Source organism: Rhizobium sp. AAP43, from assembly GCF_001296045.1.
Classification (GTDB): domain Bacteria; phylum Pseudomonadota; class Alphaproteobacteria; order Rhizobiales; family Rhizobiaceae; genus Allorhizobium.
In genome coordinates this window covers 180,805-204,584 of sequence record NZ_LJHS01000002.1, presented here as the reverse complement: position 1 = coordinate 204,584, position 23,780 = coordinate 180,805, and the positions used below count along the sequence as shown (strand labels likewise).

The 23,780-nt window shown below is 60.4% G+C and carries 24 protein-coding genes and 1 riboswitch; of the genes, 10 read left to right on the top strand and 14 right to left on the bottom strand.

The features are described from left to right. Positions 1-6 precede the first annotated feature (6 nt). The 6 genes from IP76_RS01065 (at position 7) to IP76_RS01040 (ending at position 6,239) form a co-directional block, all read left to right on the top strand. Entirely contained in the window at positions 7-888 is an 882-nt protein-coding gene (locus IP76_RS01065) for an ABC transporter permease subunit (protein ID WP_054156312.1), read from the top strand. A gap of 10 nt (positions 889-898) precedes the next feature. After that, on the top strand, positions 899-1,741 hold the full coding sequence (ugpE, locus tag IP76_RS01060; protein ID WP_054156311.1) for a sn-glycerol-3-phosphate ABC transporter permease UgpE: 843 nt from the start codon (positions 899-901) through the stop codon (positions 1,739-1,741). Positions 1,742-1,755: 14 nt separating this feature from the next. Beyond that, on the top strand, positions 1,756-2,874 hold the full coding sequence (locus tag IP76_RS01055; RefSeq protein WP_054156310.1) for a sn-glycerol-3-phosphate import ATP-binding protein UgpC: 1,119 nt from the start codon (positions 1,756-1,758) through the stop codon (positions 2,872-2,874). A gap of 181 nt (positions 2,875-3,055) precedes the next feature. Continuing rightward, the gene (locus IP76_RS01050; protein ID WP_245281355.1) at positions 3,056-3,466 is read left to right on the top strand and encodes a cupin domain-containing protein; all 411 of its coding nucleotides are present in this window, start codon (positions 3,056-3,058) and stop codon (positions 3,464-3,466) included. A gap of 95 nt (positions 3,467-3,561) precedes the next feature. After that, the gene (gshB, locus tag IP76_RS01045) at positions 3,562-4,521 is read left to right on the top strand and encodes a glutathione synthase (RefSeq protein ID WP_054156308.1); all 960 of its coding nucleotides are present in this window, start codon (positions 3,562-3,564) and stop codon (positions 4,519-4,521) included. 188 nt (positions 4,522-4,709) lie between these two features. Next, positions 4,710-6,239 (top strand): YifB family Mg chelatase-like AAA ATPase, encoded by a 1,530-nt coding sequence (locus tag IP76_RS01040; RefSeq protein WP_054156434.1) that lies wholly within the window; start codon positions 4,710-4,712, stop codon positions 6,237-6,239. Between the two features lie 94 nt (positions 6,240-6,333). On the opposite strand, the gene IP76_RS01035 is transcribed toward IP76_RS01040, so the two are convergent. The 3 genes from IP76_RS01035 to IP76_RS01025 form a co-directional block, all read right to left on the bottom strand. Beyond that, entirely contained in the window at positions 6,334-7,389 is a 1,056-nt protein-coding gene (locus tag IP76_RS01035) for an HWE histidine kinase domain-containing protein (protein WP_054156307.1), read from the bottom strand. Positions 7,390-7,514: 125 nt separating this feature from the next. Further along, positions 7,515-8,480, bottom strand: a complete 966-nt coding sequence (gene cysK / locus IP76_RS01030) for a cysteine synthase A (RefSeq protein WP_054156306.1) — start codon at positions 8,478-8,480, stop codon at positions 7,515-7,517. 161 nt (positions 8,481-8,641) lie between these two features. After that, on the bottom strand, positions 8,642-9,259 hold the full coding sequence (locus tag IP76_RS01025) for a LysE family translocator (protein ID WP_054156305.1): 618 nt from the start codon (positions 9,257-9,259) through the stop codon (positions 8,642-8,644). A gap of 174 nt (positions 9,260-9,433) precedes the next feature. On the opposite strand from IP76_RS01025, the gene IP76_RS01020 reads away from it, so the two are divergent. After that, positions 9,434-10,018 carry a LysE family translocator gene (locus tag IP76_RS01020; RefSeq protein ID WP_054156433.1) on the top strand — a complete coding sequence of 195 codons (585 nt, stop codon included), beginning with the start codon at positions 9,434-9,436 and terminating at the stop codon, positions 10,016-10,018. 42 nt (positions 10,019-10,060) lie between these two features. On the opposite strand, the gene dut is transcribed toward IP76_RS01020, so the two are convergent. Then, positions 10,061-10,537, bottom strand: coding sequence for a dUTP diphosphatase (dut, locus tag IP76_RS01015; RefSeq protein ID WP_054156304.1), 477 nt, complete (start codon positions 10,535-10,537; stop codon positions 10,061-10,063). A gap of 85 nt (positions 10,538-10,622) precedes the next feature. Here dut and IP76_RS01010 point away from each other — a divergent pair, with 85 nt between their 5' ends. Further along, positions 10,623-12,206: a peptide chain release factor 3 gene (locus tag IP76_RS01010; protein WP_054156303.1), complete on the top strand. Its 1,584-nt coding sequence runs from the start codon at positions 10,623-10,625 to the stop codon at positions 12,204-12,206. A 78-nt stretch (positions 12,207-12,284) separates the two neighbouring features. Here IP76_RS01010 and IP76_RS01005 read toward each other — a convergent pair whose 3' ends face one another. Then, positions 12,285-12,959, bottom strand: a complete 675-nt coding sequence (locus IP76_RS01005; RefSeq protein ID WP_054156302.1) for an HAD-IA family hydrolase — start codon at positions 12,957-12,959, stop codon at positions 12,285-12,287. 146 nt (positions 12,960-13,105) lie between these two features. After that, positions 13,106-13,202: riboswitch (TPP riboswitch) on the top strand. Positions 13,203-13,257: 55 nt separating this feature from the next. Here IP76_RS01005 and thiD point away from each other — a divergent pair. After that, the gene (thiD, locus tag IP76_RS01000; RefSeq protein WP_054156432.1) at positions 13,258-14,088 is read left to right on the top strand and encodes a bifunctional hydroxymethylpyrimidine kinase/phosphomethylpyrimidine kinase; all 831 of its coding nucleotides are present in this window, start codon (positions 13,258-13,260) and stop codon (positions 14,086-14,088) included. Between the two features lie 6 nt (positions 14,089-14,094). Here the strand turns inward: thiD and IP76_RS00995 are convergent, their stop codons facing one another. Beyond that, positions 14,095-14,490 (bottom strand): GFA family protein, encoded by a 396-nt coding sequence (locus tag IP76_RS00995; RefSeq protein ID WP_054156301.1) that lies wholly within the window; start codon positions 14,488-14,490, stop codon positions 14,095-14,097. A gap of 71 nt (positions 14,491-14,561) precedes the next feature. Further along, positions 14,562-15,473: a pirin family protein gene (locus IP76_RS00990; RefSeq protein ID WP_054156300.1), complete on the bottom strand. Its 912-nt coding sequence runs from the start codon at positions 15,471-15,473 to the stop codon at positions 14,562-14,564. A 244-nt stretch (positions 15,474-15,717) separates the two neighbouring features. On the opposite strand from IP76_RS00990, the gene IP76_RS00985 reads away from it, so the two are divergent. Continuing rightward, positions 15,718-16,542: a class II glutamine amidotransferase gene (locus tag IP76_RS00985; protein WP_054156299.1), complete on the top strand. Its 825-nt coding sequence runs from the start codon at positions 15,718-15,720 to the stop codon at positions 16,540-16,542. Positions 16,543-16,560: 18 nt separating this feature from the next. Here the strand turns inward: IP76_RS00985 and IP76_RS00980 are convergent, their stop codons facing one another. The 7 genes from IP76_RS00980 to ubiE form a co-directional block, all read right to left on the bottom strand. Next, positions 16,561-16,911 carry an MmcQ/YjbR family DNA-binding protein gene (locus IP76_RS00980; protein WP_054156298.1) on the bottom strand — a complete coding sequence of 117 codons (351 nt, stop codon included), beginning with the start codon at positions 16,909-16,911 and terminating at the stop codon, positions 16,561-16,563. Next, complete coding sequence (gene coaBC / locus IP76_RS00975; RefSeq protein ID WP_054156297.1) at positions 16,908-18,122, bottom strand: bifunctional phosphopantothenoylcysteine decarboxylase/phosphopantothenate--cysteine ligase CoaBC; 1,215 nt, start codon at positions 18,120-18,122, stop codon at positions 16,908-16,910. The genes IP76_RS00980 and coaBC overlap by 4 nt, the downstream gene beginning before the upstream one ends. Positions 18,123-18,254: 132 nt before the next feature. Then, entirely contained in the window at positions 18,255-19,298 is a 1,044-nt protein-coding gene (locus IP76_RS00970; RefSeq protein ID WP_054156296.1) for a histidine kinase dimerization/phosphoacceptor domain -containing protein, read from the bottom strand. Between the two features lie 13 nt (positions 19,299-19,311). Beyond that, positions 19,312-19,749, bottom strand: coding sequence for a response regulator (locus tag IP76_RS00965; RefSeq protein ID WP_054156295.1), 438 nt, complete (start codon positions 19,747-19,749; stop codon positions 19,312-19,314). Positions 19,750-19,751: 2 nt separating this feature from the next. Beyond that, entirely contained in the window at positions 19,752-21,239 is a 1,488-nt protein-coding gene (locus IP76_RS00960; RefSeq protein ID WP_054156294.1) for a CHASE3 domain-containing protein, read from the bottom strand. 99 nt (positions 21,240-21,338) lie between these two features. Continuing rightward, positions 21,339-22,913, bottom strand: a complete 1,575-nt coding sequence (gene ubiB, locus IP76_RS00955; protein WP_054156293.1) for a 2-polyprenylphenol 6-hydroxylase — start codon at positions 22,911-22,913, stop codon at positions 21,339-21,341. A gap of 5 nt (positions 22,914-22,918) precedes the next feature. Then, positions 22,919-23,695, bottom strand: coding sequence for a bifunctional demethylmenaquinone methyltransferase/2-methoxy-6-polyprenyl-1,4-benzoquinol methylase UbiE (ubiE, locus tag IP76_RS00950; RefSeq protein ID WP_054156292.1), 777 nt, complete (start codon positions 23,693-23,695; stop codon positions 22,919-22,921). Positions 23,696-23,780: the final 85 nt, after the last annotated feature.

Below are 23,780 nucleotides of genomic sequence, written 5' to 3'. Positions count from 1 at the left end.
GGCACCATGAAGCGCGTCCAATTTAACTCGCGATACCTGCCATATCTGTTCCTGCTGCCGCAGTTCGCGATCATCTCCATCTTCTTCTACTGGCCCTCGATGCAGGCGATCACATCGTCCTTTTACATCGAAGATGCCTTCGGCTTCGGCTCGACCTTCGTTGGTGTCGAGAACTACACCGATGCGCTGACCTCGTCGGAATACCAGAAGGTCGCTCGTTTCACGATTGGCTACAGCCTGATCGTCACTTTCCTTGCGCTGTCCATCGGCATGCTGCTCGCCGTAAAGGCTGACGCAGTGATCCGTGGGAAATCCGCCTACAAAACCCTTCTGATCATAGTCTACGGCATAGCCCCGCCGGTTGCCGGCCTTGTCGGTATGATGCTGTTCGACCAGCATATCGGGCCCTTCGTCAGATTTGCCGCCTTGTTCGGCTGGGAAATGAAGGTCGGTCTCAACTACTTCGACACCGCCCTTGCCATGGTGATGGTCGCTGTCTGGAACCAGATCCCCTACAATTTCATCTTCTTCCTTTCCGGCCTGCAGGGCATCCCGGCTTCCATCCGCGAGGCCGCCGCCATCGATTGCAAATCGGGCTTCCGCCGATTCTGGACGGTGATCCTGCCGCTGCTGACGCCGACCGCTTTCTTTCTGCTCATTGTCAACATGACCTATTCGCTCTTCGATACTTTTGCGCTGATCGACGTCATCGTGAAGGAGAAGCCGGCCAACAATCCAATGACGCTGGTCTACAAGGTCTATCTCGACGGCTTCCGCGGCAATGACCTCGGCTCGTCCTCGGCCCAGTCGGTCATCCTGATGCTGGTCGTTCTGGTGCTGACCATGATCCAGTTCCGCTTCATCGAACGCCGCGTTCATTACGGCTGAGGAGAGCGCTATGTACCGCACCAAATTCTTCGACCACCTGATCCTGATCGCTGGCGTCATCTTCATGCTGGGGCCATTGGTCGTCGCCTTCACCACCTCGACGCATTCCGCGGCCGAGATCCATTCGAACGGCCTGATGCTGTCGGTCGGCGACGATTTCACCGAGACCTACGAGAAGGTCTTGTTCAAGTCCGGCGGTTTTACCGGCCAGGTGACGGGTCTGACCATGGCGATGAATTCGCTGATCCTCGGCCTCGGCTTTGCCATCGGCAAGATCGTGCTCTCGATGCTGGCCGCCTATGCCATCGTCTATTTCCGCTTCCGCTTTGCAACCCTTGCCTTCTGGCTGATCTTCACCACGCTGCTGCTGCCGCTCGAAGTGCGCATCATGCCCACCTACAAGGTTATGAGTGAGCTGCACCTGCTGAACAGCTATCAGGGCCTGATCCTGCCGCTTCTGGCATCGGCCACCGGCACGTTCTTCTTCCGTCAGTTCTTCAAGTCGGTCCCAGACGAACTCCTTGAGGCGGCCCGCATCGATGGCGCCGGTCCCTTCAAGTTCTTCATCGATATCCTGCTGCCGCTTTCACGCACCATGATCGCGGCCGTCTTCATCATCATGTTCGTCTATGGCTGGAACCAGTATCTCTGGCCCATGCTGATGACCACGGATGAGGGCTTCTACACCCTGATGCGCGGCATCAAGCAGATCCTGCAGGTCTGGGTCGGCTCGCAGATCCCCGATTACAACGAAGCCTTTGCCATGGCCGTGCTCGCACTCCTGCCCCCCGTCATCGTTGTGGTGGTGTTCCAGAGCTGGTTCATCAAGGGCCTGACAGAAACCGACAAGTGAGAGGAGGGGCTGCTATGGCGTCCATCGACATCAACGAGGTCTGCAAGATCTACGACAAGGGCGGCGCCAAGGCCGTCGATACGGTCGATATCCAGATCGCGGACGGCGAGTTTATCGTGCTCGTCGGTCCTTCCGGCTGCGGCAAGTCCACGCTTTTGCGCATGGTGGCAGGGCTGGAGGAGATCTCGCAAGGCACGATCTCGATCGGTGACCGCGTGGTGAACGAGGTTGAGCCTGCCGACCGCGATATCGCCATGGTCTTCCAGAACTATGCGCTTTACCCGCACATGTCGGTCTACGACAATCTCGCTTACGGGCTGAAGAACCGCGGCACGCCGAAGGCGGAGATCGCTGCCCGTGTGGCGGAAGCGGCCAAGATGCTGGAGATCGAGAAATATCTTGACCGCAAACCGCGTGCGCTCTCTGGCGGCCAGCGTCAGCGCGTCGCTATGGGGCGCGCGATCGTGCGCAAGCCGGCCGTGTTCCTCTTCGATGAGCCGCTGTCGAACCTCGACGCCAAGCTGCGTGTCACCATGCGCGGCGAAATCCGCAAGCTGCAAAAGCGACTGAAGACGACGGCGATCTACGTCACCCATGACCAGCTGGAAGCCATGACGCTGGCCGACCGCCTCGTCGTCTTGAACGGTGGCCGGATCGAGCAGATCGGCACACCGTTGGAGGTCTACAACCGTCCGGCCTCGACTTTCGTCGCGAGCTTCATCGGTTCCCCCGCGATGAACTTGATCGATGGCGAGATCGTTGGCGACCGCCTGATCATCGGTGACAGCGAGATACCCCTTGCCGGTATCTGGCCGGAAGGACCCGTCCGCGTCGGGATGCGGGCAGAAGATTTGGTCATGGGCACTGCAGATGAGGGAAGCCTGGAGCTCGTGATCGATTATGTCGAGGAACTGGGCGCTCAGCGGCTGGTTCACGGGCTGGTTGGTGACCAGCCCCTGACTGCCGTCGTCTCCTCTTCTGCCAGCTTGGGTGATCGCCTCATCCTGTCGATCGCGCCGGAGCGGCTGCACTTCTTCTCGACGCGCGATGGGAAACGCCTGGTGCCTCAGACGCTTGCTTTAGCGGCAGAGCCCCAGGCGCAGGGCATGTCTTCTGAGCCTGCTCTTGCCTGAATATCGGAGCGGCGGATTGTTTCAATTTTAACAATCCGCCAAACGCCGTTTTAGGGGGCCGCTGCTAGCTTCCCTCCGTGGTTTGCCGAGGGGATATCTTATGCCGTTCAAACTTCTGATGGCCGGTATGGCCGCTGTGCTGTTGGCTCAGCCGAAACGCCAGGCCCAAGCCGATGCGCCGATGATTGCTGCCAATGGCAACAATCTTGCCTTTCGTGCAGCGCCCATCAATCCGGATTGGATCATCCGCGGTACGCCGCTCGCCCGGGTCGGCGAGCATTCGACCAGCGGTGACGAGGCAAGCTCCACGGCTGTGTGGGACTGTACTGCGGGTGAGTTCCGCTGGTATTTCGGTTGGGACGAGACAGTGGTCATTCAGGACGGCGAGGTAAATGTTACCGACGCAGACGGCAATCAGCGCCTGCTGCGCGCCGGCGATATCGCCTACTTCCGCGCCGGCACCTGGTCCACCTGGCGCATCGAGACCTATGTGCGCAAGGTTGCATTCCTGCGCAAGCCGTTCCCAGGTCCCCTCGCAAGCCTCTATCGCCTGCGCAATGCTATGCGCGGCGGAGGACAAAAGACACTCTAAGGCGCGATCTTCCTTCAGCAAAATTAAAGGGCCGTGCCGTTGCGTTCGGCACAGCCAGCGCCTAAATCTGCCATGCTTTCAACGGGGATGAAGACATGGCTGAGATCAGGAACGTCGCGGTCCAGATGGACCACGTATCGACGATCAATATTGGGGGCGACAGCACCTTTGCCATGAGTCTGGAGGCTGAGGCCCGTGGCTACAAGCTCTTCCACTACACGCCGGATCGGCTCTCGATGCGCGATGGCAGGGTCTTCGCGACAGTCGAGCCGATGCAGTTGCGCGACGTCAAGGGCGATCATTTCACGCTTGGAGAGCCAGAGCGCGTCGATCTCTCGACGATGGATGTCATCCTGTTGCGCCAGGATCCGCCCTTCGACATGGCCTATATCACGGCAACGCATCTTCTCGAGCGCATCCATCCGAAGACGCTGGTCGTCAACGATCCGGCCTGGGTGCGCAACTCGCCGGAAAAGATCTTCGTCACCGAATTCGCCGATTTGATGCCGCCGACACTGATCACGAGAGACGCAGCGGAGATCGCGCGCTTCCGGGAAGAGCAGGGCGATATCATCCTGAAGCCGCTTTACGGCAATGGCGGCGCCGGCGTCTTCCACTCCACCCGTGATGACCGCAACTTCTCCTCGCTGATGGAGATGTTCAACCAGATGTTCCGCGAGCCCTTTATCGCTCAAGGCTACCTTCCGGCCGTGCGCAAGGGTGACAAACGCATCATCCTGGTCGATGGCGAGCCTGTTGGCGCGATCAATCGCGTTCCGGCTGAACACGATGCGCGCTCGAACATGCATGCCGGCGGTCGGCCAGAGCCGACGGAACTGACGGCGCGCGAGCGCGAGATCTGCGCACGGATCGGACCCGCCCTCCGCGAACGCGGCTTCCTGCTCGTCGGCATCGATGTTATCGGTGACTACATGACCGAGATCAACGTCACGTCGCCGACCGGCATTCGCGAGGTCAAGAAGTTCGGTGGCGCTGATATTGCGGCCCTCCTCTGGGATGCCATCGAACGCAAGCGCCAGACAACTGCGTCCTAAGCAGGGCGGATACATAGTTCTCGGGACGTTCCGTCTCTGCAACCGCGCGCAACTCGATGCATCCTCATAGGTGTATGTGTTCCGCAAATGTTCTTGCCAATCGCCTCGCGTCATGCAAGATTGTGTCCGTCGATACACGCAATATGAAGTTGTGCTGGTCGATGGGTATCCAGTCGGTGGGGCGGGCAATGGTGGCGCGTGTCAGTACGGTAGCATTCCAGGGCATTGAGGGCGTGCCCGTAGAAGTTCAGGTTATGGTGGCGCCGGGAAAGACCGGCATGCAGATCGTCGGCCTGCCGGATAAGGCGGTGGCCGAAAGCCGTGAACGGGTGCAGGCAGCGCTTCATGCCTCCGGCCTCGCCCTGCCGCCGAAGAGGGTGACAGTCAACCTGGCGCCTGCCGATCTGCCGAAGGAAGGCTCCCACTTCGATCTGCCGATTGCGCTTGGGTTGATGGCGGCCCTCGGGGCAATTCCCGGCGATGCACTCGCGGGCTACCTGGTCATCGGCGAACTCAATCTGGATGGAACCATTGCGGCTATTACCGGCGCACTTCCGGCCGCAATTACCGCCAATGCGCTGGGCAAGGGACTGATTTGCCCTGGCGATAGTGGCTCGGAGGCGGCCTGGGCAGGTCCGGACGTCGATATTCTCGCTCCGCGCAGCCTGATTGCGCTCGCCAATCATTTTCGTGGTCACCAGGTTCTGACGCGGCCGGAGCCGTCTGTTCGAGCGCTTGCCGCTAATCTTCCGGATTTGGCCGACATCAAGGGGCAGGAGAGCGCGAAGCGGGCGCTGGAGGTTGCCGCCGCCGGTGGCCACAATCTGCTGATGGTGGGACCACCTGGCTCGGGAAAGTCGATGCTCGCTGCGCGGCTACCCTCGATCCTGCCGCCTCTATCGGCCGCCGAACTGCTGGAAGTCTCCATGGTGCATTCGATCGCCGGACAGTTATCCGGTGGCAAGCTTTCGGACCGCAGGCCTTTTCGCACGCCGCATCACTCCGCCACCATGGCGGCGCTTGTTGGTGGAGGCCTGAGAGCCCGGCCGGGTGAGGCCTCACTTGCCCATCACGGCATTCTTTTCCTGGATGAACTACCGGAATTTATGCCGCCTGTGCTCGATGCCTTGCGCCAGCCGCTGGAGACTGGCGAGTGCATCATCGCACGCGCCAATCATCGTGTGTCCTACCCATCCAATTTCCAGCTGATCGCCGCGATGAACCCATGCCGTTGCGGCATGGCGGGCGAACCCGGACATGTCTGTGCTCGCGGTCTGCGCTGCCAGACAGAATATCAGGGTCGTATTTCCGGGCCACTGATGGACCGCATCGATATCCGCATCGACGTGCCGGCTGTGACGGCCACGGACCTGATCCGCCCGAGCGTGGCGGAATCGAGCGCGTCCGTGGCAAAGAGAGTAGCAGAGGCTCGCGACCGGCAGAGAGACCGCTTCGCCCGTCTCGGGCTTCCATTTTCCACCAATGCCCGCTGCTCGACATCCTTGATCGAGACGCTCGCCGAGCCCGATGCCGCAGGGCTTCAACTGTTACGCGATGCGGCGGAGAAATTCCGCTTTTCGGCACGGGGATATCATCGCGTGTTAAAAGTGGCGCGCACGCTTGCGGACCTGGACGGGAGTGAAACGCTCGGCCGCATTCATCTCGCTGAGGCAATTTCCTATCGGATCGCTTCGGAGCGCCTTGCAGCCGCCGCCTGAGAATGCCCCAGCTCGGGTCATAAAAACTGGGATAGGGGGCTCTTCAGGGTTTCATAACTGATACGCCGGTCTCGCAATGTCAGCGTAGCGGAGCTCACATGCGATCGCCGGAGATTTCTGCCGGGCGCAGAGCGTCAAGAGGCAGTGACAGTTTAACCAGCGCACCGCTCGGCGGAAGCGCGACCTCTGCCTTTCCTTTTACGCCGCTAATGACGCGTTGCATGAGGATCGACCCAAAGCCGCCGCCGCCCGGTTTGGGAGTTTGCGGCTCCGGTCCGCCGGTTTCCCGCCATTCGATCACAAGCGCCGCAGGTTCTTCCTCTGACGCCTCCGTCAGATGCCACGCGAGACGGATATGTCCGCTATTGACACTGAGCGCACCATACTTTGCTGCATTGGTTCCAAGCTCATGCAGGATGAGGCTTAAGACGACCACCGTCTGGCCACCGATTGGAATGCGTGGGCCAGAGGCAGTAAGGCGTGAGGTACCGACAACGGCGAACGGTTCGAGCGCCTGGAAGATGACACTTTGCAGCGAGGCGTCCTCGCCGTCGCGCAAGCCGCGCAAAAGGAGATTGGAGCGGCCGAGCGCATTGAGCCGTTCGCGAAGGCGGGCGGCCAGTTCGTCGGCGCTAGACGCATTTTTGAGCGATAGACTGATGATCGCATTGATCGTCGCGAAAATGTTCTTGAGGCGATGGTCGAGTTCCTGCGCCATAACGTCTTGCCGGTCGGCCAGTCTCTGGATTTCTTGGCGTGTGGTGAATTCCGAGCGGTAGGCCTGCATGACGAGATGGATCAACGTCAGGTCGGTGATGACGACAAACAGGTAAAGACCCATGGCGAGCAGCGTGCCGCCAGAGAAATCAAATTCGCCCGGACTTATGAAAAAATACCAGGATGCAAGCCCGGAGAGAGTAGCAACAAGCAGGCCCTGCCGGACACCAAAGACGAAGCCGCACAGGATGACCGCTGGAAAAAATGTCAGAAAGGGAAAACCGGCAGGCAAGACCGGATCGAACCATGCCCGGACTGCAAGTGCGATGACAAACACAGTCACACTTGCAACATAGGTCGCAACTTGGGCGCGCAGTGACAAGCGATCTTCAATGGAGGTGAATGCCGGCAAGGCTTGGAGAAGTGCGCGCATCGATCCTAGAGCAACTGAGCAAATTTTCGTGATCTGACCCAGCCTTACCTTACTGCTCTGGCCCCCGCAATCGTAGGGATTAAAGCGGATACCAGATGCTAGATCTGATACCCGCTCGCTATCGATTACTCGCCGAGGCCCGCAAACAGTGCCGTCGAGAGATATCGCTCCGCGAAAGAGGGGATGATCACGACGATGGTCTTGCCGGCATTTTCCGCCCGCTGGCCGACCTTGATCGCTGCGGCGAGTGCAGCGCCTGAGGAAATGCCAACGGGTACGCCTTCGAGGCGCGCGACGAGACGGGCGGTCTCGAAGGCCTCGTCATTGGTAATGGCAACAACCTCGTCATAGACGCCGGTATCGAGGATTGCCGGTGCAAAACCGGCACCGATGCCCTGGATCTTGTGCGGGCCCGGAGCGCCGCCGGAAAGGACTGGACTGTCGGCTGGCTCGACTGCGACGATTTGCAGACCGGGCTTGCGGCTCTTCAGCACCTGGCCTGTGCCGGTGATGGTGCCGCCGGTGCCGATGCCGGAGACCAGAATATCGATCCCGCCGTCGGTGTCGTTCCAGATTTCCTCAGCGGTGGTCTTGCGGTGAATCTCGGGATTGGCCGGGTTCTCGAATTGCTGCGGAATGACGGAATCCGGCGTTGTCTCGGCCAGTTCCTGGGCCTTGGCGATGGCGCCCTTCATGCCCTTGGCGCCTTCGGTCAGAACCAGTTCCGCGCCAAGAAGTGCCAGCATCTTGCGGCGCTCGATCGACATGGTTTCCGGCATGGTGAGGATGAGGCGATAGCCCTTGGCGGCAGCGGCAAAGGCAAGTGCGATGCCGGTATTGCCGGAGGTTGGCTCGATCAGCGTGGTCTTGCCGGGCACAATCTTGCCTTGCGCTTCCAGGCTCTCGATCATTGCCACGCCGATGCGGTCCTTCACCGAAGCAATCGGATTGAAGAATTCGAGCTTGCCGAGGAGATGGGCCTTGACGCCCTTTTCCTTGGCCAGCTTGTCGAGCCGCACGATCGGCGTGTCGCCGATTGTCTCAGTGATTGAACCATAGATCCGGCCACGGCCTGGTTTCTTCTCGGTCATAGGTATCTCTCCCTTGCTCATGTCTTTGCCGTCTAACTTAGGCGCGCGCCCAACACCCCGCCAGCACAACCACTCCAAGCGACCGCCCGGCAGTGGAAAAAACGCCCCGGATCGGTCCTAGATTTGTATATTCCTGCCAAGGCTTTGGCGGGTGGTGGCGATCAGGCCGCGCGTGTTGCAATATAAGCAGCAGTGCCGGCCAGAATGCCGGCGGCAGAGCGGTTCAGGGCTTTCAGTGCCGTCGGACGCTTCAACAGACCGCGCGCCTGGGCCGCCAGCAGAATGTAAGGCAGGAGTACCGCCATCAGCACCAGGAATGTCGCCACGACAAGAACCACGTAGTCGGCGAGGCGGATTTCGGCGAGTGGGATCAGCGTCGGCACCAGCGCCACGTAAAACAGCATGGTCTTCGGATTGCCGAGCGTGACAAGCAGCCCGGATAGGAAGGACAGGCCAGGCTTCATCGCGCGTTCGGCCCTGATATCCTGGGGCAGAAGTCCCGCAGTCCACAGCTTCCAGGCGATATAGATGAGATAAGCGGCTCCGAGGAATTTCAGGGCAAGGAAGGCGGTGGCAAATGTCTTGGCAAGCACCGCGAGGCCGAGAATAACGGCCGTCAGATAAACGAGATCGCCAAGGATCAGGCCGAGCCCCATGAAGAAGGTTGGCCGGAAGCCGGAGCCGAGCGCCCGCGCCACGATTGCTGTCATGCCGGGGCCGGGAATGGCCGCTGCAATAAACAGCGCGCCGCAATAGGCGATGATCGTCGTCAGTGTCATGGGGCGCCCTCCAACCTCCCTCATGTCTAATCTTCGCGTGAAAGACTTGCAACGGTGACACGATCGCAATTGCAGCCGGTCGCCCAATGCGCTTAGCAATGTTCATCTTTGCGCGGAGAGAGTGTTGTGCTGAGCCTGCCCGTTTTTTCCGCCTTTGCCTTGATCTGCCTCGGCATGGTGCTGACGCCCGGCCCCAACATGATCTATCTGGTCTCGCGGTCGATCTGCCAGGGCCCGGTGGCAGGGCTCGTTTCGCTCTGCGGTGTGGCGCTCGGTTTCGTCATCTACATGGTGCTGACCGCACTCGGCATCACCGTGCTGCTTCTCGCCGTACCCATCGCCTATGAGGCGCTGAAGCTTGCAGGCGCGCTCTATCTCGGCTGGTTGGCCTGGCAAGCTTTGAGGCCCGGCGGTCGCTCGCCCTTTCAGGTGCGAGATCTGCCGATCGACAGTCCGAAGAAACTCTTCAGCATGGGCCTGCTGACCAGCCTTCTCAACCCGAAGGTCGCGATCCTCTATGTGTCACTGCTGCCGCAATTCGTCGATCCGGCACGCGGCAGTGTCTTTTTGCAGTCGCTGAGCCTCGGCATCACGCAGATCGTCATCAGCGTCACGGTCAATGCGATGATTGCAGTCACGGCGGGCTCAATCGCCCTGTTTCTCGCCGGACGCCCCTTCTGGATGCTCGTCCAGCGCTGGCTGATGGGCACGGTGCTGGCGGCGCTGGCGATCCGGATGGTGACGGAGGCACAGCGCTAGGCTGTGCTGACCAAGCGGATAACGTGGCTGCCCGGCCGCCTTTCAAACGCCAGTTGAACCGAACCCACCAGCGCCCCGCGCCGTGTCGGTCGTCTCGGTGACCTCTGCGACCCGCGCTTGCGTTACGGGCGCAATCACAATCTGTGCTATCCGCATCCCTCGATCGATGACGAAATCCTCGTCGCCGAGATTGACCAGGAGGACTTTCACCTCGCCGCGATAATCGCTGTCGATGGTGCCGGGTGTGTTGAGGCAGGTCACGCCGTTCTTGAAGGCGAGGCCGGAGCGAGGGCGGATCTGCGCCTCGAAACCTTGGGGTATTTCCATGATCAGACCGGTCGGCACCAGCGCGCGTTTGCCGGGCGAAAGGGTCATCGGCGCGCCATCTTCAACGGCGGCTCTGAGGTCCATGCCGGCGGCTCCTGGTGTCTCGTAGCTCGGAAGGGCAAGGCCCTCGCCATGCGGCAGGCGCTTCAGCTTGAGAACCGGGCCCAGGATGTCGGCTTGGATCGAAGACATGGCGGATTCCTTTGTTTCTCGCGCTCAATTGCATATTGGCCGTCGAAACGCTAGATAACCGCCGACCAAAAGGAATTCCAAAACCATGGCTGAAACGCTCGCAGAGGCGGTCTCCCGCCGCCGCACCTTCGCTATTATCGCCCACCCGGACGCGGGTAAGACGACGCTCACCGAAAAGCTGCTGCTGTTCGGTGGCGCTATCCAGCTTGCCGGCGAAGTGAAGGCGAAAAAGGATCGCATCCAGACCCGCTCGGACTGGATGAAGATCGAGCGCGAGCGCGGCATTTCGGTCGTTACCTCGGTGATGACCTTCGAATATGAAGGCAATGTCTTCAATATTCTCGATACGCCCGGCCACGAAGACTTCGCTGACGACACCTATCGTACGCTGACGGCGGTTGACGCGGCCGTCATGGTCATCGACGCCGCCAAAGGTATCGAGCCGCGGACCTTGAAGCTGTTTGAAGTCTGCCGCATGCGCGACATCCCGATCATCACCTTCGTCAACAAGATGGACCGCGAAAGCCGGGATATCTTCGAGATCCTCGACGAGGTCGAGGAGAAGCTGGCGCTGGATACCGCCCCGATCACCTGGCCGGTCGGCCGCTCGAAGAGCTTCTGCGGCTCTTACAATCTGGTCGAAAACACCTTCCGGGGGTCTGACAAGCAGGTCGAGGCGCTCGCGGTCAACAGCCCCCGCAACGTCGCTGAAAATCTGCCGGAAAACGAGCGGGAAACATTTGTCGAGGAGTTGGAGCTGGCGCAGGAAGCTTGCCGCCCCTTCGACCACAAGGCCTTCCTCGAAGGCCATATGACTCCGGTCTTCTTTGGCTCGGCGCTCCGCAATTTTGGCGTTCGCGACCTGATCAATGCGCTTGGCGAATTCGCGCCCCCGCCGCGCGACCAGGTGGCCGATATCCGCACGGTCCATGCCTCGGAAGAAAAGATGACCGCCTTCGTCTTCAAGATCCAGGCCAATATGGATCCGAACCACCGCGACCGCATCGCCTTTGCCCGCATCTGCTCCGGCAAGCTCGAACGCGGCATGAAGGCCAAGCTTGCCCGCACCGGCAAGCAGATGGGCCTCACGGCACCGCAGTTCTTCTTTGCCTCGCAGCGCCAGCTGGCAGATACGGCTTACGCGGGCGATGTGGTTGGCATCCCCAACCACGGCACGCTGCGCATCGGCGATACGCTGACCGAGGGCGAAGCTCTGGTGTTCCAGGGTGTGCCGAACTTCTCGCCGGAAATCCTGCGCCGCGTGCGGCTGGAAGATGCGATGAAGGCGAAGAAGCTGAAGGAAGCCCTACAGCAGATGGCCGAAGAAGGCGTCGTGCAGCTCTTCTCGCCGGAAGACGGTTTACCGGCCATCGTCGGCGTCGTCGGCGCGCTGCAGCTCGATGTCTTGAAGGAACGCCTGCAGGGTGAATATACCCTGCCAGTCTCGTTCGAAATGTCGCGTTTCTCGGTCTGCCGCTGGATTTCGGCCGAAAACAAAGACGATCTGGAAAAGTTCATGACCCAGCGTCGCGGCGATATCTGCCGGGATCTCGATGGTGATCCGGTGTTCATGGCGCAGGACCAGTTCTCGCTGCGTTACGAGAGCGAGCGCTATCCGGCGATCAAGATGGTTGCCATCAAGGAATATCACGTCGCCAAGGCGGCGTGATCTGGGATTGGCAAATGTGGCAGGGTGGCTCGATGTCAGCCTGCCACCCGCGCTCAGGCCATCTAGGACTTGCGGCGATCAGCCGACGCGCATGATCCGCATGCCGCGGTGAGGATCGGTCTCGATCCGCAGGTCCTCATAGTCCGAAATCGTCGGATAGCGCGTCTCAAGCGCATGCTGATGGGTGGCCGTGACCACAACCACATCGGCGCCGGCACCTTCGCCCGCCTGAACGCCAGCCAGCACATCCTCGAACACCAGGCATTGCGCCGCGTCGAAACCGATGCGCTCCGCACCTAGGCGGTAGCCCGCTGGATCCGGCTTGCCGATTTTCACATCTTCAGCCGTTACGATCTGGCGTGGCTGCGGCAGGCCGGCCGCCCCAATGCGGGCCCGCGCCAAGGCGGAGGGCGCGGAGGTGACGATTGCCCAGCGTTCCGGCGGCAGCGACTGCAGAAAGGCGATGGCACCCGGCAGGGCAACCACGCCGTCCAGATCCTCGATCTCGCCGCGCTCGACCTCCAGCGCTTCCTTCCCCACGTCGATACCCGGCAGATTGAGTGCTGCAATCGTATCGATCCCGCGCTTGCCATGCATGGTCGGCAGAAAGGTCTCGACGTCGAGGCCGTGGCGGAGCGCCCAGCGGCTCCACACGCGCTCGGCAGCGGCAATCGAGTTCAACAGCGTGCCGTCCATGTCGAAAAGGAAACCTTGATAATGTGTGTCGAACAGCCGAGGGGAGGAAGAGGTCAAGTGTGTCGTCCTGCATGAACGTGGAGAAGGGACCTCGGACGTAGCCCAGGAAGGCGCCCGCAGCAAATGGTTTGACGCCGGACTGCGGGCCCAAGGTTTGCCCAATACGGAGGGTGACAGGGTGCCTGCGTTGATCTAGTCTTCCCCTCGAGAGACAGGGGCGTCTGGCGCAAGCCGGGCTGAGAAGCACCCTTTGAACCTGAACCAGATCATGCTGGCGGAGGGAGTCGCTCGGGGCTCAGCCGCTTCTTGCGTGCCGTTCCGTGGCATCTCCTTCGCCCCAGAGAGAGATGCCGCCATGTCGACGAATTCCGCCATACGCAACGTGCTGTCCATCGCTGGTTCCGACCCTTCAGGCGGCGCCGGAATTCAAGCCGACCTCAAGACCTTTTCCGCTTTCGGTTGTTACGGGATGGCGGCGATCACCGCACTGACCGCCCAGAATACCCGTGGTGTTTCTGCCGTGCAGGCCCTGGATCCGCAGTTCGTCGCAGAGCAGATCCGTATGGTCTTTGCCGATGTGAGGGTCGATGCGGTGAAGATCGGCATGATCGCCAATGCAGGAATTGCGCGTGCGGTGGCAGAGGTCCTGTCACTCCATCCGGGCATTCCAGTCGTCCTCGATCCGGTGATGGTCGCCAAGGGAGGCGCATCGCTGCTTGATCCTGAAGCCGTCGGCGCGGTGAAGGACTGCCTTCTGCCGCTGGCAACCCTGCTGACCCCCAATCTGCCAGAGGCCGCAGCGCTGCTGGGTGAACCGGAGGCGATCGACCGGCGGATCATGGAGGCTCAGGCGGTGCGTCTGACAACGTTCGGATCGCGTGCAGTCCTGGTCAAAGGAGGGCACTTGCCCGGACAAACGAGCCCGGATGTGTTGGTAGCAGGCGATGAGGTTTTCTGGCTGGAGGCAGAGCGCATCGAGACGCGCAATACGCATGGGACGGGATGTTCGCTATCCAGTGCCCTTGCCGCCGGATTGGCACAGGGCAAGGGAGAAGAAGAGGCGGTGCGGCAGGCCAAGACATGGCTGCAGGGCGCCGTCAGGAATGCAGATCGTCTGTCGGTCGGCAAGGGGCAGGGCCCGGTGCACCATTTCCATGCGCTTTGGCCGAAAGCAGTGCCAGGCTGAATTGCTTCAGCTGTCTTCATGACGCTCTAGGGCGCCAATATCGAAGACGAAGGGCAGGGCCGACCCCATCCACGACTGATGATGGGGTCGGAGTTCCCGTCGTTGGTCGATCGTGCCAAGCCGGATGCCGATCTTCCCGTCGGCGCTCTCGCGCCAGAGGGGAGAGCCGCAGTCGCCACAGAAGAACTGGTCGCTCGGTTGGCCGCTGTCGCCGATCTTGCGATAGCGGCGCGGCCTGCCGGACTTGAGCCGAAGCTGATCGGGAAGGCATGCGGCCGTAACCCTATAGGCGGACCCCGTGAGACGCTGGCAGTCGGTGCAATGGCAAATGCCGATAAGAGCAGGGTCTATCTCCGCGGCGTAGCGGATCGCGCCGCATTGGCAGGCGCCAGTGATGTCCATGTTGGCCTCCGGAAAAAAGAAAACCCGGCGGTTGGAGGGCCGCCGGGCAAGTTGAACTTGACTGTGCTATATTAATGATCGGCCTTGATAAAGGTTCCATTGTTAAGTTCGCGCATGGCCTGCATCAGTTCTTCGCGCGTGTTCATCACGATCGGACCATGCCAGGCGACAGGCTCTTTGATCGGCTTTCCCGTCACAAGAAGGAAGCGGATGCCCTTTTCTCCGGCCTGAACCGTGATCTCATCTCCGCTATCGAAAACCACGAGCGTGCGGTTGCCTGAGAGGTCGCGGATGTTGATTTCCTCGCCCATATATTCCTTCTCGACCTTGACGCCGAAGGGCGTGGACGCATCGCGGAATGAGCCGGAACCCGCGAAGATATAGGCAAAGGCGGACCGGTAAGTATCGACCGGAATGCGTTTGCGCTTGCCGGGCGGAATGGAAATATCGAGATAGACCGGCTCGGCAGCAATGCCGTCAACCGGGCCGTTTTTGCCCCAGAACTCACCCGAAATGACACGCACTGAGGTGCCGTCATCGTCAACAACGACGGGAATCTCGGCCGACTTGATGTCCTGATAACGCGGTGCCGTCATTTTCAAAGAGGATGGCAGGTTCGCCCAGAGCTGGAAACCATGCATGCGTCCGGCAAAATCGCCCTTCGGCATTTCCTGGTGCAGAATGCCGCTCCCGGCCGTCATCCATTGCAGGTCACCGGCACCCAGCGTGCCCTGGTTGCCGAGGCTGTCGCCATGGTCGACCGTGCCGGCAAGCACATAGGTGATCGTCTCGATGCCGCGATGCGGATGCCACGGGAATCCACGTTGATAATCGCCCGGATTGTCGTTGCGAAAGTCGTCCATCATCAGGAAGGGATCGGTCATCGATGTGTCGCCGAAGCCGAAGACGCGGTGCAGCTTGACGCCGGCGCCTTCCATGGTCGGCATGGCAAGGCTCTCATGCTTAACGGGACGAATGGACATGTGCGTGCTCCTCATCGCGGATAGTGGTCTGTTGTGTCCATCATATATGCGATTTTCGGGCGTGCCGCATGGGAGGCAAAAGGAACGCAGTGTTCACTTTTGCTCGTATTGCGCTGCAAAAAACCGTTGCGAGCACCGACAAATTTCTGTCATGAATATCGTGATGTTTAGAGATCGTTAGCCATTCGGGCGAAGACTGTCGGAAAGTCGCCGTGTTTTGCGGCACAGGAGTTGTGAAGACAAGATGTGTCGCTGGGCAGCTTATCGCGGGGAACCGATCTTTCTCGAGGAACTTGTGACCTCGCCGGCACACTCGCTGATCGAGCAATCTCACTGTGCCACCCGCGCCAAGACGGCAACAAATGCCGATGGTTTCGGCATCGCATGGTATGGTGACAGGCCCGAGCCCGGCCGCTTTCGCGATGTGCTTCCGGCCTGGTCCGACTGTAACCTGAAAAGCCTTGCTCGCCAGATCCGTTCGCCGCTCTTCCTTGCCCATGTCCGCGCCGCCACCCATGGCGCAACACGTCGCGACAACTGCCACCCCTTCGTACATGGCAGCTGGTCCTTCATGCACAACGGCCAGATCGATCATTTCGACCGCATCCGCCGGCCGATGGAAGCGATGCTCGACGACGAGCATTTTCACGCCCGCGTCGGCACCACCGACAGCGAATTGTTATTCCTGCTGGCCTTGCAGTTTGGCCTGCGCGACCGTCCGATCGCGGCCATGGCCGAGGCGGTCGGCTTTGTCGAACAGATCAGTCTTCATCTCACCGGCCATGCCCGCGTGCGCATGACGGCGGCCTTCTCGGACGGTTCCACGCTCTATGCCGTGCGCTATTCGACCGATGAGTATGCACCGACGCTTTATGCGGCACCCATGGGACCGAAAGGGAGCTACTGTCTCGTCTCCGAACCGCTCAATGACGAAACCGATACCTGGGTCGAAATCCCGGCGGGCAGTGCGGTCATTCTTAGCGACAAGGGTCTGGATGCAGCCGAGTTCCAGCCTGTCGTCGAGCGCAAGCCGGCTCCGGATACCGCTCTTCAGGTCATGGTGGGTTGATCCTGGCGCGAGCGCCTTTCAGGCGATCCCGAGTTCGGTGCGCAGTTTGCGGGTGAGCCCGGCACTGACGGCACGATAGGATCGGTCCAGATATTCCGAAAGCTCAGCCTCGGACAACGCCGTCCCCGGTTCGACGGCCACCCATTTGCGCTTAGCGAAATAGGGTGCCTGCGACACGCCGTCGAGCGAGGTCAGGATCTCGAATGTCTCCTCGCTCACCTTGAAGGCAAGGTGGCACTCCTTGTCGGTCAGGAGCGCAAAGACCTTGTCACCCACCTTGGCGATACAGCTGTCCCACTGGTCGACAAGGCTCGTGCCGGGATATTTGCTGGCAAAGGCGGAAAAGCCGTCTCGCGTAAAAATGCTCATGCGTTGCTGCCTCCAACCTGGGTTGCGATCCACAAGGCCAGCCGCTCCGCGACTTCGTCCTTGGACAAATCCGGCCAAGCCTCGATGCCGGCATGGGTGATCAACCGGACCCGATTTCGATCGCCGCCCATGATCCCGGTCTCCGGAGACACGTCGTTGGCAACGATGAGGTCGGCCCCCTTCCTCTGGAGTTTGGCCTTGCCGTTTTCCTCAACATGTTCCGTCTCAGCAGCAAAGCCGACCACCAGCCGTGGTCGCAGTTCGTGATGGCCGATGGTCTTGAGGATGTCGGGATTTTCCGCGAGCTGTAGTGGCGGCGGGGCCTCTCCCGGCTGCTTCTTGATCTTCTGGCCAGCAGACGTGATGACGCGCCAGTCGGCGACGGCGGCGACCATCACCGCGATATCGGCTGGCAGGGTGGCCAAGACGGCATCGCGCATCTCTTCGGCGCGCTCGACATGCACGACGTTCAGTCCAGCTGGATCAGGCAGCGTCACCGGACCTGAGACCAGTGTCACCTCAGCTCCAAGCCGGGCAAGGGCGGCTGCAATCGCATGGCCCTGCTTGCCGGACGAGCGATTGGCGATATAGCGCACCGGGTCGATCGGCTCGTGTGTCGGGCCTGAGGTTACGACGGCTTTAAGACCGACAAGCGGCTTCGGGCCGGCCAGCATGCCTTCAACATGCGTCGCTATATCGAGCGGCTCAGCCATGCGGCCGAGGCCACGCTCGCCGCTTTCCGCCATCTCACCTTCCATCGGGCCGATGAAATGGACCCCGTCGCGTTCCAGCGTCTGACGATTGCGCTGTGTTGCCGGCTTCTGCCACATCTTCGGGTTCATGGCTGGCGCGATGAGGATGGGCCGGTCACTGGCGAGCAACACGGTCGAGGCCAGATCATCCGCCAGTCCATGCGCCATCTTGGCCATGAGGTCGGCCGTAGCAGGCGCGACGACAATGAGGTCGCATTCCCGTGCCAGCCGGATATGGCCGACATCCTGTTCGTCCTCGCGTGAAAACAGATCGATGTAGACATGGCTTGCCGCAAGGGCGCCGACTGCAAGCGGCGTAATGAATTCCTGTGCGCCGCGGGTCATGATCGGCCGCACACTGGCGCCCCGCTCGCGTAGCCGTCGGATGAGGTCGAGGCTCTTGTAGGCGGCGATGCCACCGGCAATGATCAGCAAAATGCGCTTTCCGGCCAAGGTCATGAAAACGTAACCCCTTTCTGTCGAGCGCGACCCTATCGGAAATTGCGCGTCAGGCAAATGCAGGCAACTGAAGTGGTAAATGGCAGTAGCATCGACTGGAGGTGCCGAAGTTTGCGGATCAGGGTTCCGCCATTAGCTGCCGTTGGTGAGGCGTAAGGGCACCTCGGCCACCGCACCCTTTGTGCCCTCGAGATAGCGGAGGCCATCGCCAAGTGTCGCGGCCATGGACTTGACGATCCGGCTGCCGAGGCCAGTTCCCTTGGGCGCGCTGCTGGGATCAATGCCGATCCCATCATCTTCAACCCTGAGAAGGGCCTCGTCCTCGGAAACGGCCTTGAGGATGACGCGGATATCGCCGGCCTCTCCTGGAGCATAGGCATATTTGAAGCCGTTGGTGACGAGTTCCGTCACCACCATGCCGACCGAAACGGCCTTGTCTGCGCTGATCGAGATGGCGTCGGCCTCAAGCAGCAGACGGATTGGTCGTTCGGCACTGTGGAGAGAATTGTAGAGCTCTGCCGTCAGTCGGTTAAGATAGCGGTCGAGTTCGACGCGGCTGACATCGTCGGAGGTGTAAAGACTGCGGTGCATGCCGGCAATCGCGGTGATGCGTGCCTGGGTCTCAGCCAATTCCGCCTTGACCTCGTCGCTCTTGGCGCTCGAGATCTGCAGCCGCAGCAGGCTTGCCACGAGTGCCAAAGAATTGGCCACGCGATGATTGACCTCCGCAAGCAGGGCTTCGGCACGCTCTTTGGCGAGACGGATTTCCTCATCGGCCCGTGCCTTGGCGGCACGTAACTGTGCATTGGCGATTGATTGTTCGATCGCGCTGGTGAGCAGCGACAGGAAGTCATCGCCCACTGTCTTGATCACATAGTCGGCAGCGCCAGCCTTGATCGCCTCGATGGCGATCTGCGCCTCGTTCGACCCCGTGACATAGACCACCGGTATGTGCATTCCGGCTTCACGCATCTGCGCCAGGACTTCATGCCCTGTCGTCTGGCGCAGATAGTGGTCCAGAACGACGGCATCGAAGCTGCCACCGTTCAGATGTGTCAGCATGTCTTCCGTGCAGTCCGCATGAACGACCTCGTGCCCCAGACGGCCAAGATGCTTCTGCACGAGGCGCACGATGGCGGCGTCGTCATCCAGGTACAGGACGCGAAAGGCCGACATGGCGCTCTTCTCTTCAGGGGATCTGCATGACAGAGAAGAAAAGACCGAGCTGGCGGATCGCATTGGCGAAATTGTCGTAATCGACAGGTTTGGTGATGTAGACATTGGCCCCAAGGTCGTAGCACCGCTGAATTTCGCGTTCGTCATCCGTCGTGGTCAGGATGACGACTGGCAGTTTGCGCGTATGCGGATTGGATTTAATCTGATCGAGTATGTCAGTGCCCGACATGTCGGGAAGATTGAGATCAAGAAGGATCAGCAGATAGCGATCCTGGGAAACGAGACCCGAGCGGTCGGTTCCAAGAACATAGTCGAGTGCCGCGGTACCATTCGTGAACGGTACAATTTCATTGTGTACGCCGGCGCGGCGCACGTTCTTTTCGATGAGACGAGCATGGCCCTCGTCATCCTCGATCATCACGATCGTAACTTCTTTGCCCACTGCTTTCATTGTCAACTCCGTACCAAACGAGACAAATCTGATGGCAGTCGCAGGACGAATGTCGACCCTACTCCCAAACGGGAGCGAACCGTTATCTCACCCCCGAGGTTCCGTGCCAAGGAGCGAACATGGGCAAGGCCAATGCCTTCGCCTGCCTGGTCCTGATGTCCGGATCGACGGAATAGCTCGAAAATGCGTTCGTGATCATGGTCTGCGATGCCCCGTCCGTTGTCCTCAACCTCGATCCGCACCATATGCCGTCCTTCCGGCGTGGCGCGCACCTGCAGGGTCAGCGGGCGGTCGGGCTGCTTGTACTTGATGGCATTGTCGAAAAGGTTACCGACAATCTGTTCGAGCGAAAGACGGTCGGTCGTCAGTTGGTTGACGCCGATCGCGAGCTCGATCGTCCCGTTGCTTTCGCTGATCTGGTGGTAGACGCTGTTGCTGATGGTCTCCAGCAACGGTTTCAGCTCCACTGGTTCAGGCTTCAGCTGTCGTTTGCCGTCGCGCGATATCTTGAGAATTGCATTGATCAACCCGTCCATCTTGCGAGTCGATGAACGGATGAAGCCAATTGCTTCGGGCAGGTCTTCCGCGGCGGCGAGACGGGCCTCCTGTATGTCTTGCTCCGAAAGCGTCTTGCCGTCGTTCAGCACATAGGCTTGCAGCGCGCGCAAGGACGTGTCCAGCTCGGCCGTAAAGCCCATGATGTTGACAAGCGGCGCGCGAAGGTCATGCGTGACGATATAGGCGAAACGCTGGATTTCCTGGTTCGCCTGCATCAGGTCTTCGGTCCGTTCGGCCACACGCTCTTCGAGGCCAGCGTTCAGTTGCTCCACTTCGACCCGCGAGGCAGCAAGCGCCCGTATGTGCTGGGCGACCACGAGCAATGCGCCGCCCATCACCGCAATGATCGCGATGCCGCCCCCGATGGTGATCCACTGAAGCTGCCGCGTCGCCTCAAGCTGTTCCACGGTTCCGCTTTGAACATTCTCGTCGGACTTTGCCTTGAACATATCGAGAATGACGCGGATATCGGCCATCAAGACCCGTCCAAGGTCGGCCTCTGTGAGAGCGATCGCTTCATCGCGCTGGCCGCTCCGAACCAGGTTGACCGACTGGCCGAGTTCATTCAGCTTCGCATCGACCTTGCTGCGCAGTTCCAGAATACGCTGTGCCTTGGCGGGTCGATCCTTTACGGCCTTTTCCAGCCTCACGAGCTGCTGGCGGATATCGCCGACCGAATCTTCGTAGGGTTTGAGAAAGAGTTCATCCTCTGTGATGACGAAACCGCGCTGTCCTGTCTCTGCATCGGTCAGCTTCTGCATCAGGTCAGCAGACATGCGGCGTATGTCGCGTTCCTGGAGGATGTAGGTGAATGTCTCCTGCGTTCGCTCAACCAGTCCGAATGTCGCGACGATGATGCCAACGAGGATGCCGGTGCCGATCAGCAGGAAAAGCAGGGTCGATCGGACGAAGCCGGATTGGGTCGCAGACATGAAACTCCCGGGGAACAAGGTAGGCGGAATGTCGTTGAACGCGCAGCCTGGCCCATTGTTCCATCGGGCTCGATAATTTTTATTCGCGGGCCATGCGCCTCAGGAAACCTGTACGGCGATGACCACGGCGGCAATGGCGATGATCCAGAGTGCAACCCGGCCGAGCCGGGTATGACGGGCCTCGGCACGTCCGATGCGCTCTGCCGTTTCTTCGTCGAAACGAAGGCCGTGCTCGCTCATCCGCATGATCTCGCCATGGAGCTTTTCTGTCTTGGCGGCGATCTCCGGCAGGGCCTCAGCGAGCCTGAGCGCAGCCTTGGCCCCGTCCTTCAGATCCGTTGCGATGCGCTTTGGCCCCAGATTGTCGCGAATCCACTGCGAGACGACCGGGTCGGCTGCCTTCCACATGTTGAAGCGGGGGTTCAGGATGCGTGCCACACCTTCGACGACCACCATGGTCTTCTGCAGCATCACGAGTTCCGGCCGCGTCTCCATGTCGAAGATTTCGGTTACTTCGAACAGGAGGGTCAGCAGTTTGCCCATCGAAATGGTCTCGGCCGGCTGTCCGTGGATCGGCTCACCGATTGCCCGGATCGCCTGGGCAAACGAGGAGATATTGTGGTGTGACGGCACATAGCCGGCCTCGAAATGCACTTCAGCGACGCGCAGGTAGTCCCTCGTGATGAAGCCAAACAGGATCTCCGCGAGGAAGCGGCGCTCTTTCTTGCCGAGACGGCCAGCAATGCCCATGTCGACGGCGACGATCATGCCCGCCGGATCGACGAAGAGATTGCCCGGATGCATGTCGGCATGGAAGAAGCCGTCGCGCAGCGTATGGCGCAGGAAAGACTGGATCAGGGTATCGGCAAGCGCGTCGAGGTCGTGTCCGGCCGCTTTCAAGGCGTCGACATCCGACATCTTGATGCCGTCGATCCATTCCATCGTCACGACATCGCGACCGGTGCGCTCCCAGTCGACTTCGGGAACGCGAAAACCCGGATCATTCTTCGTATTTTCGGCAATCTCCGACAAGGCAGCGGCTTCGAGCCGAAGGTCCATTTCGACCTTTGTGGTCTGCTCAAGCGTTCTCGTTACCTCGACCGGACGCAGACGGCGGGTATGCGGCAGGAAGCGCTCCTGCAGATGCGACACCAGATACATGGCCTCAAGGTCGTCAGCGAAACGCTTGCGCACGCCCGGGCGGATGACCTTGACCGCGACCTTGCGGCGCCCTGATGAACCGGCGACCTCGGCCGGATGAACCTGGGCGATCGAGGCGGCGGCAATTGGCTCGCCGAATGCGGCGTAAAGATCCTCGACCGGTCGTCCAAGCGATTCCTGGATTGTGGTCCTGGCCGCGGACGTCGGGAAGAAGTCCATGCGGTCTTGGAGACCCGCCAGATCCTCGGCGAAATCGGCACCGACAACATCGGGTCGGGTGGCAAGGAACTGGCCGATCTTCACGTAGGATGGTCCCAGGCGCGCCACGGCGCGTGCAAGGCGGTCGGAGCGTTCCGCGGTTTTCGCGCGGCTGCGGGCAAGTGGCGCGACGGCGGCTTTGGCAAGGCTCACGATTGGAGGAAGGCCTTCTGACGGAAGCGCTGCGACAACGCCCTCCCGGACCAGCACCCAGCCGACCTGCGCCAGGCGGAAATATGCTCCAATAGTGCTCATAGGAATTAGATCTTCCAGCCGGAATGCAGGGCCGCGATACCGCCGGTATAGTTGGTGAAGCGCACGCTGGAGAAGCCAGCCCGCTCGATCATCCGGGCAAAGTCAGGCTGGTTCGGGAATTTGCGGATCGATTCCACCAGATACTGGTAGGGCTCGGCATCACCCGTGATCATCTTGCCGAAGCGCGGGATCGCGTTGAAGGACCAGGCATCATAGACCTTGTCCAGCAGCGGCATTTCCACCTCGGAGAATTCGAGCACCAGCAACCGTCCCCCGCGCTTCAAGACACGGAAAGCTTCAGATAGCGCCACGTCGATATGCGGTACGTTGCGAATGCCAAACGCGATCGTATAGGCGTCGAAGATATTGTCCTCGAAGGGCAGGCTTTCGGCATTGGCCTCAACAAAGGTGAGGTTTTGGGCGAGACCCTTCTTTTCGGCACGCTCGGCACCGACGCCCAGCATTGAGCCGTTGATATCGAGCACGGTCGCATGCGCCTTGCGCCCCGATGCCTCAACAATCCGGAAGGCGATGTCACCGGTGCCGCCAGCAACATCCAGGACCGTGTAGTTTTCGTCCTTGCGCGGATTGAGCGACGAGACCATGGCGTCCTTCCAGACGCGGTGCAGGCCGGCTGACATTACGTCGTTCATGATATCGTAGCGCTTCGCCACCTTGTGGAAGACATCGTTGACCAGGCCCTGCTTTTCCTGCTCGTCGACCTGGCGGAACCCATAGGAGGTTTCCATGCCGCCATCGGCGGAAATGCGGCTTGCAGTCATCGGTTCACTCCACAGTACGGACAAGGTTGGGCGGGACCATAGCGAAAAGGGTTCTCACGCGCTATCTGCGCAAGTGCACCCGCTT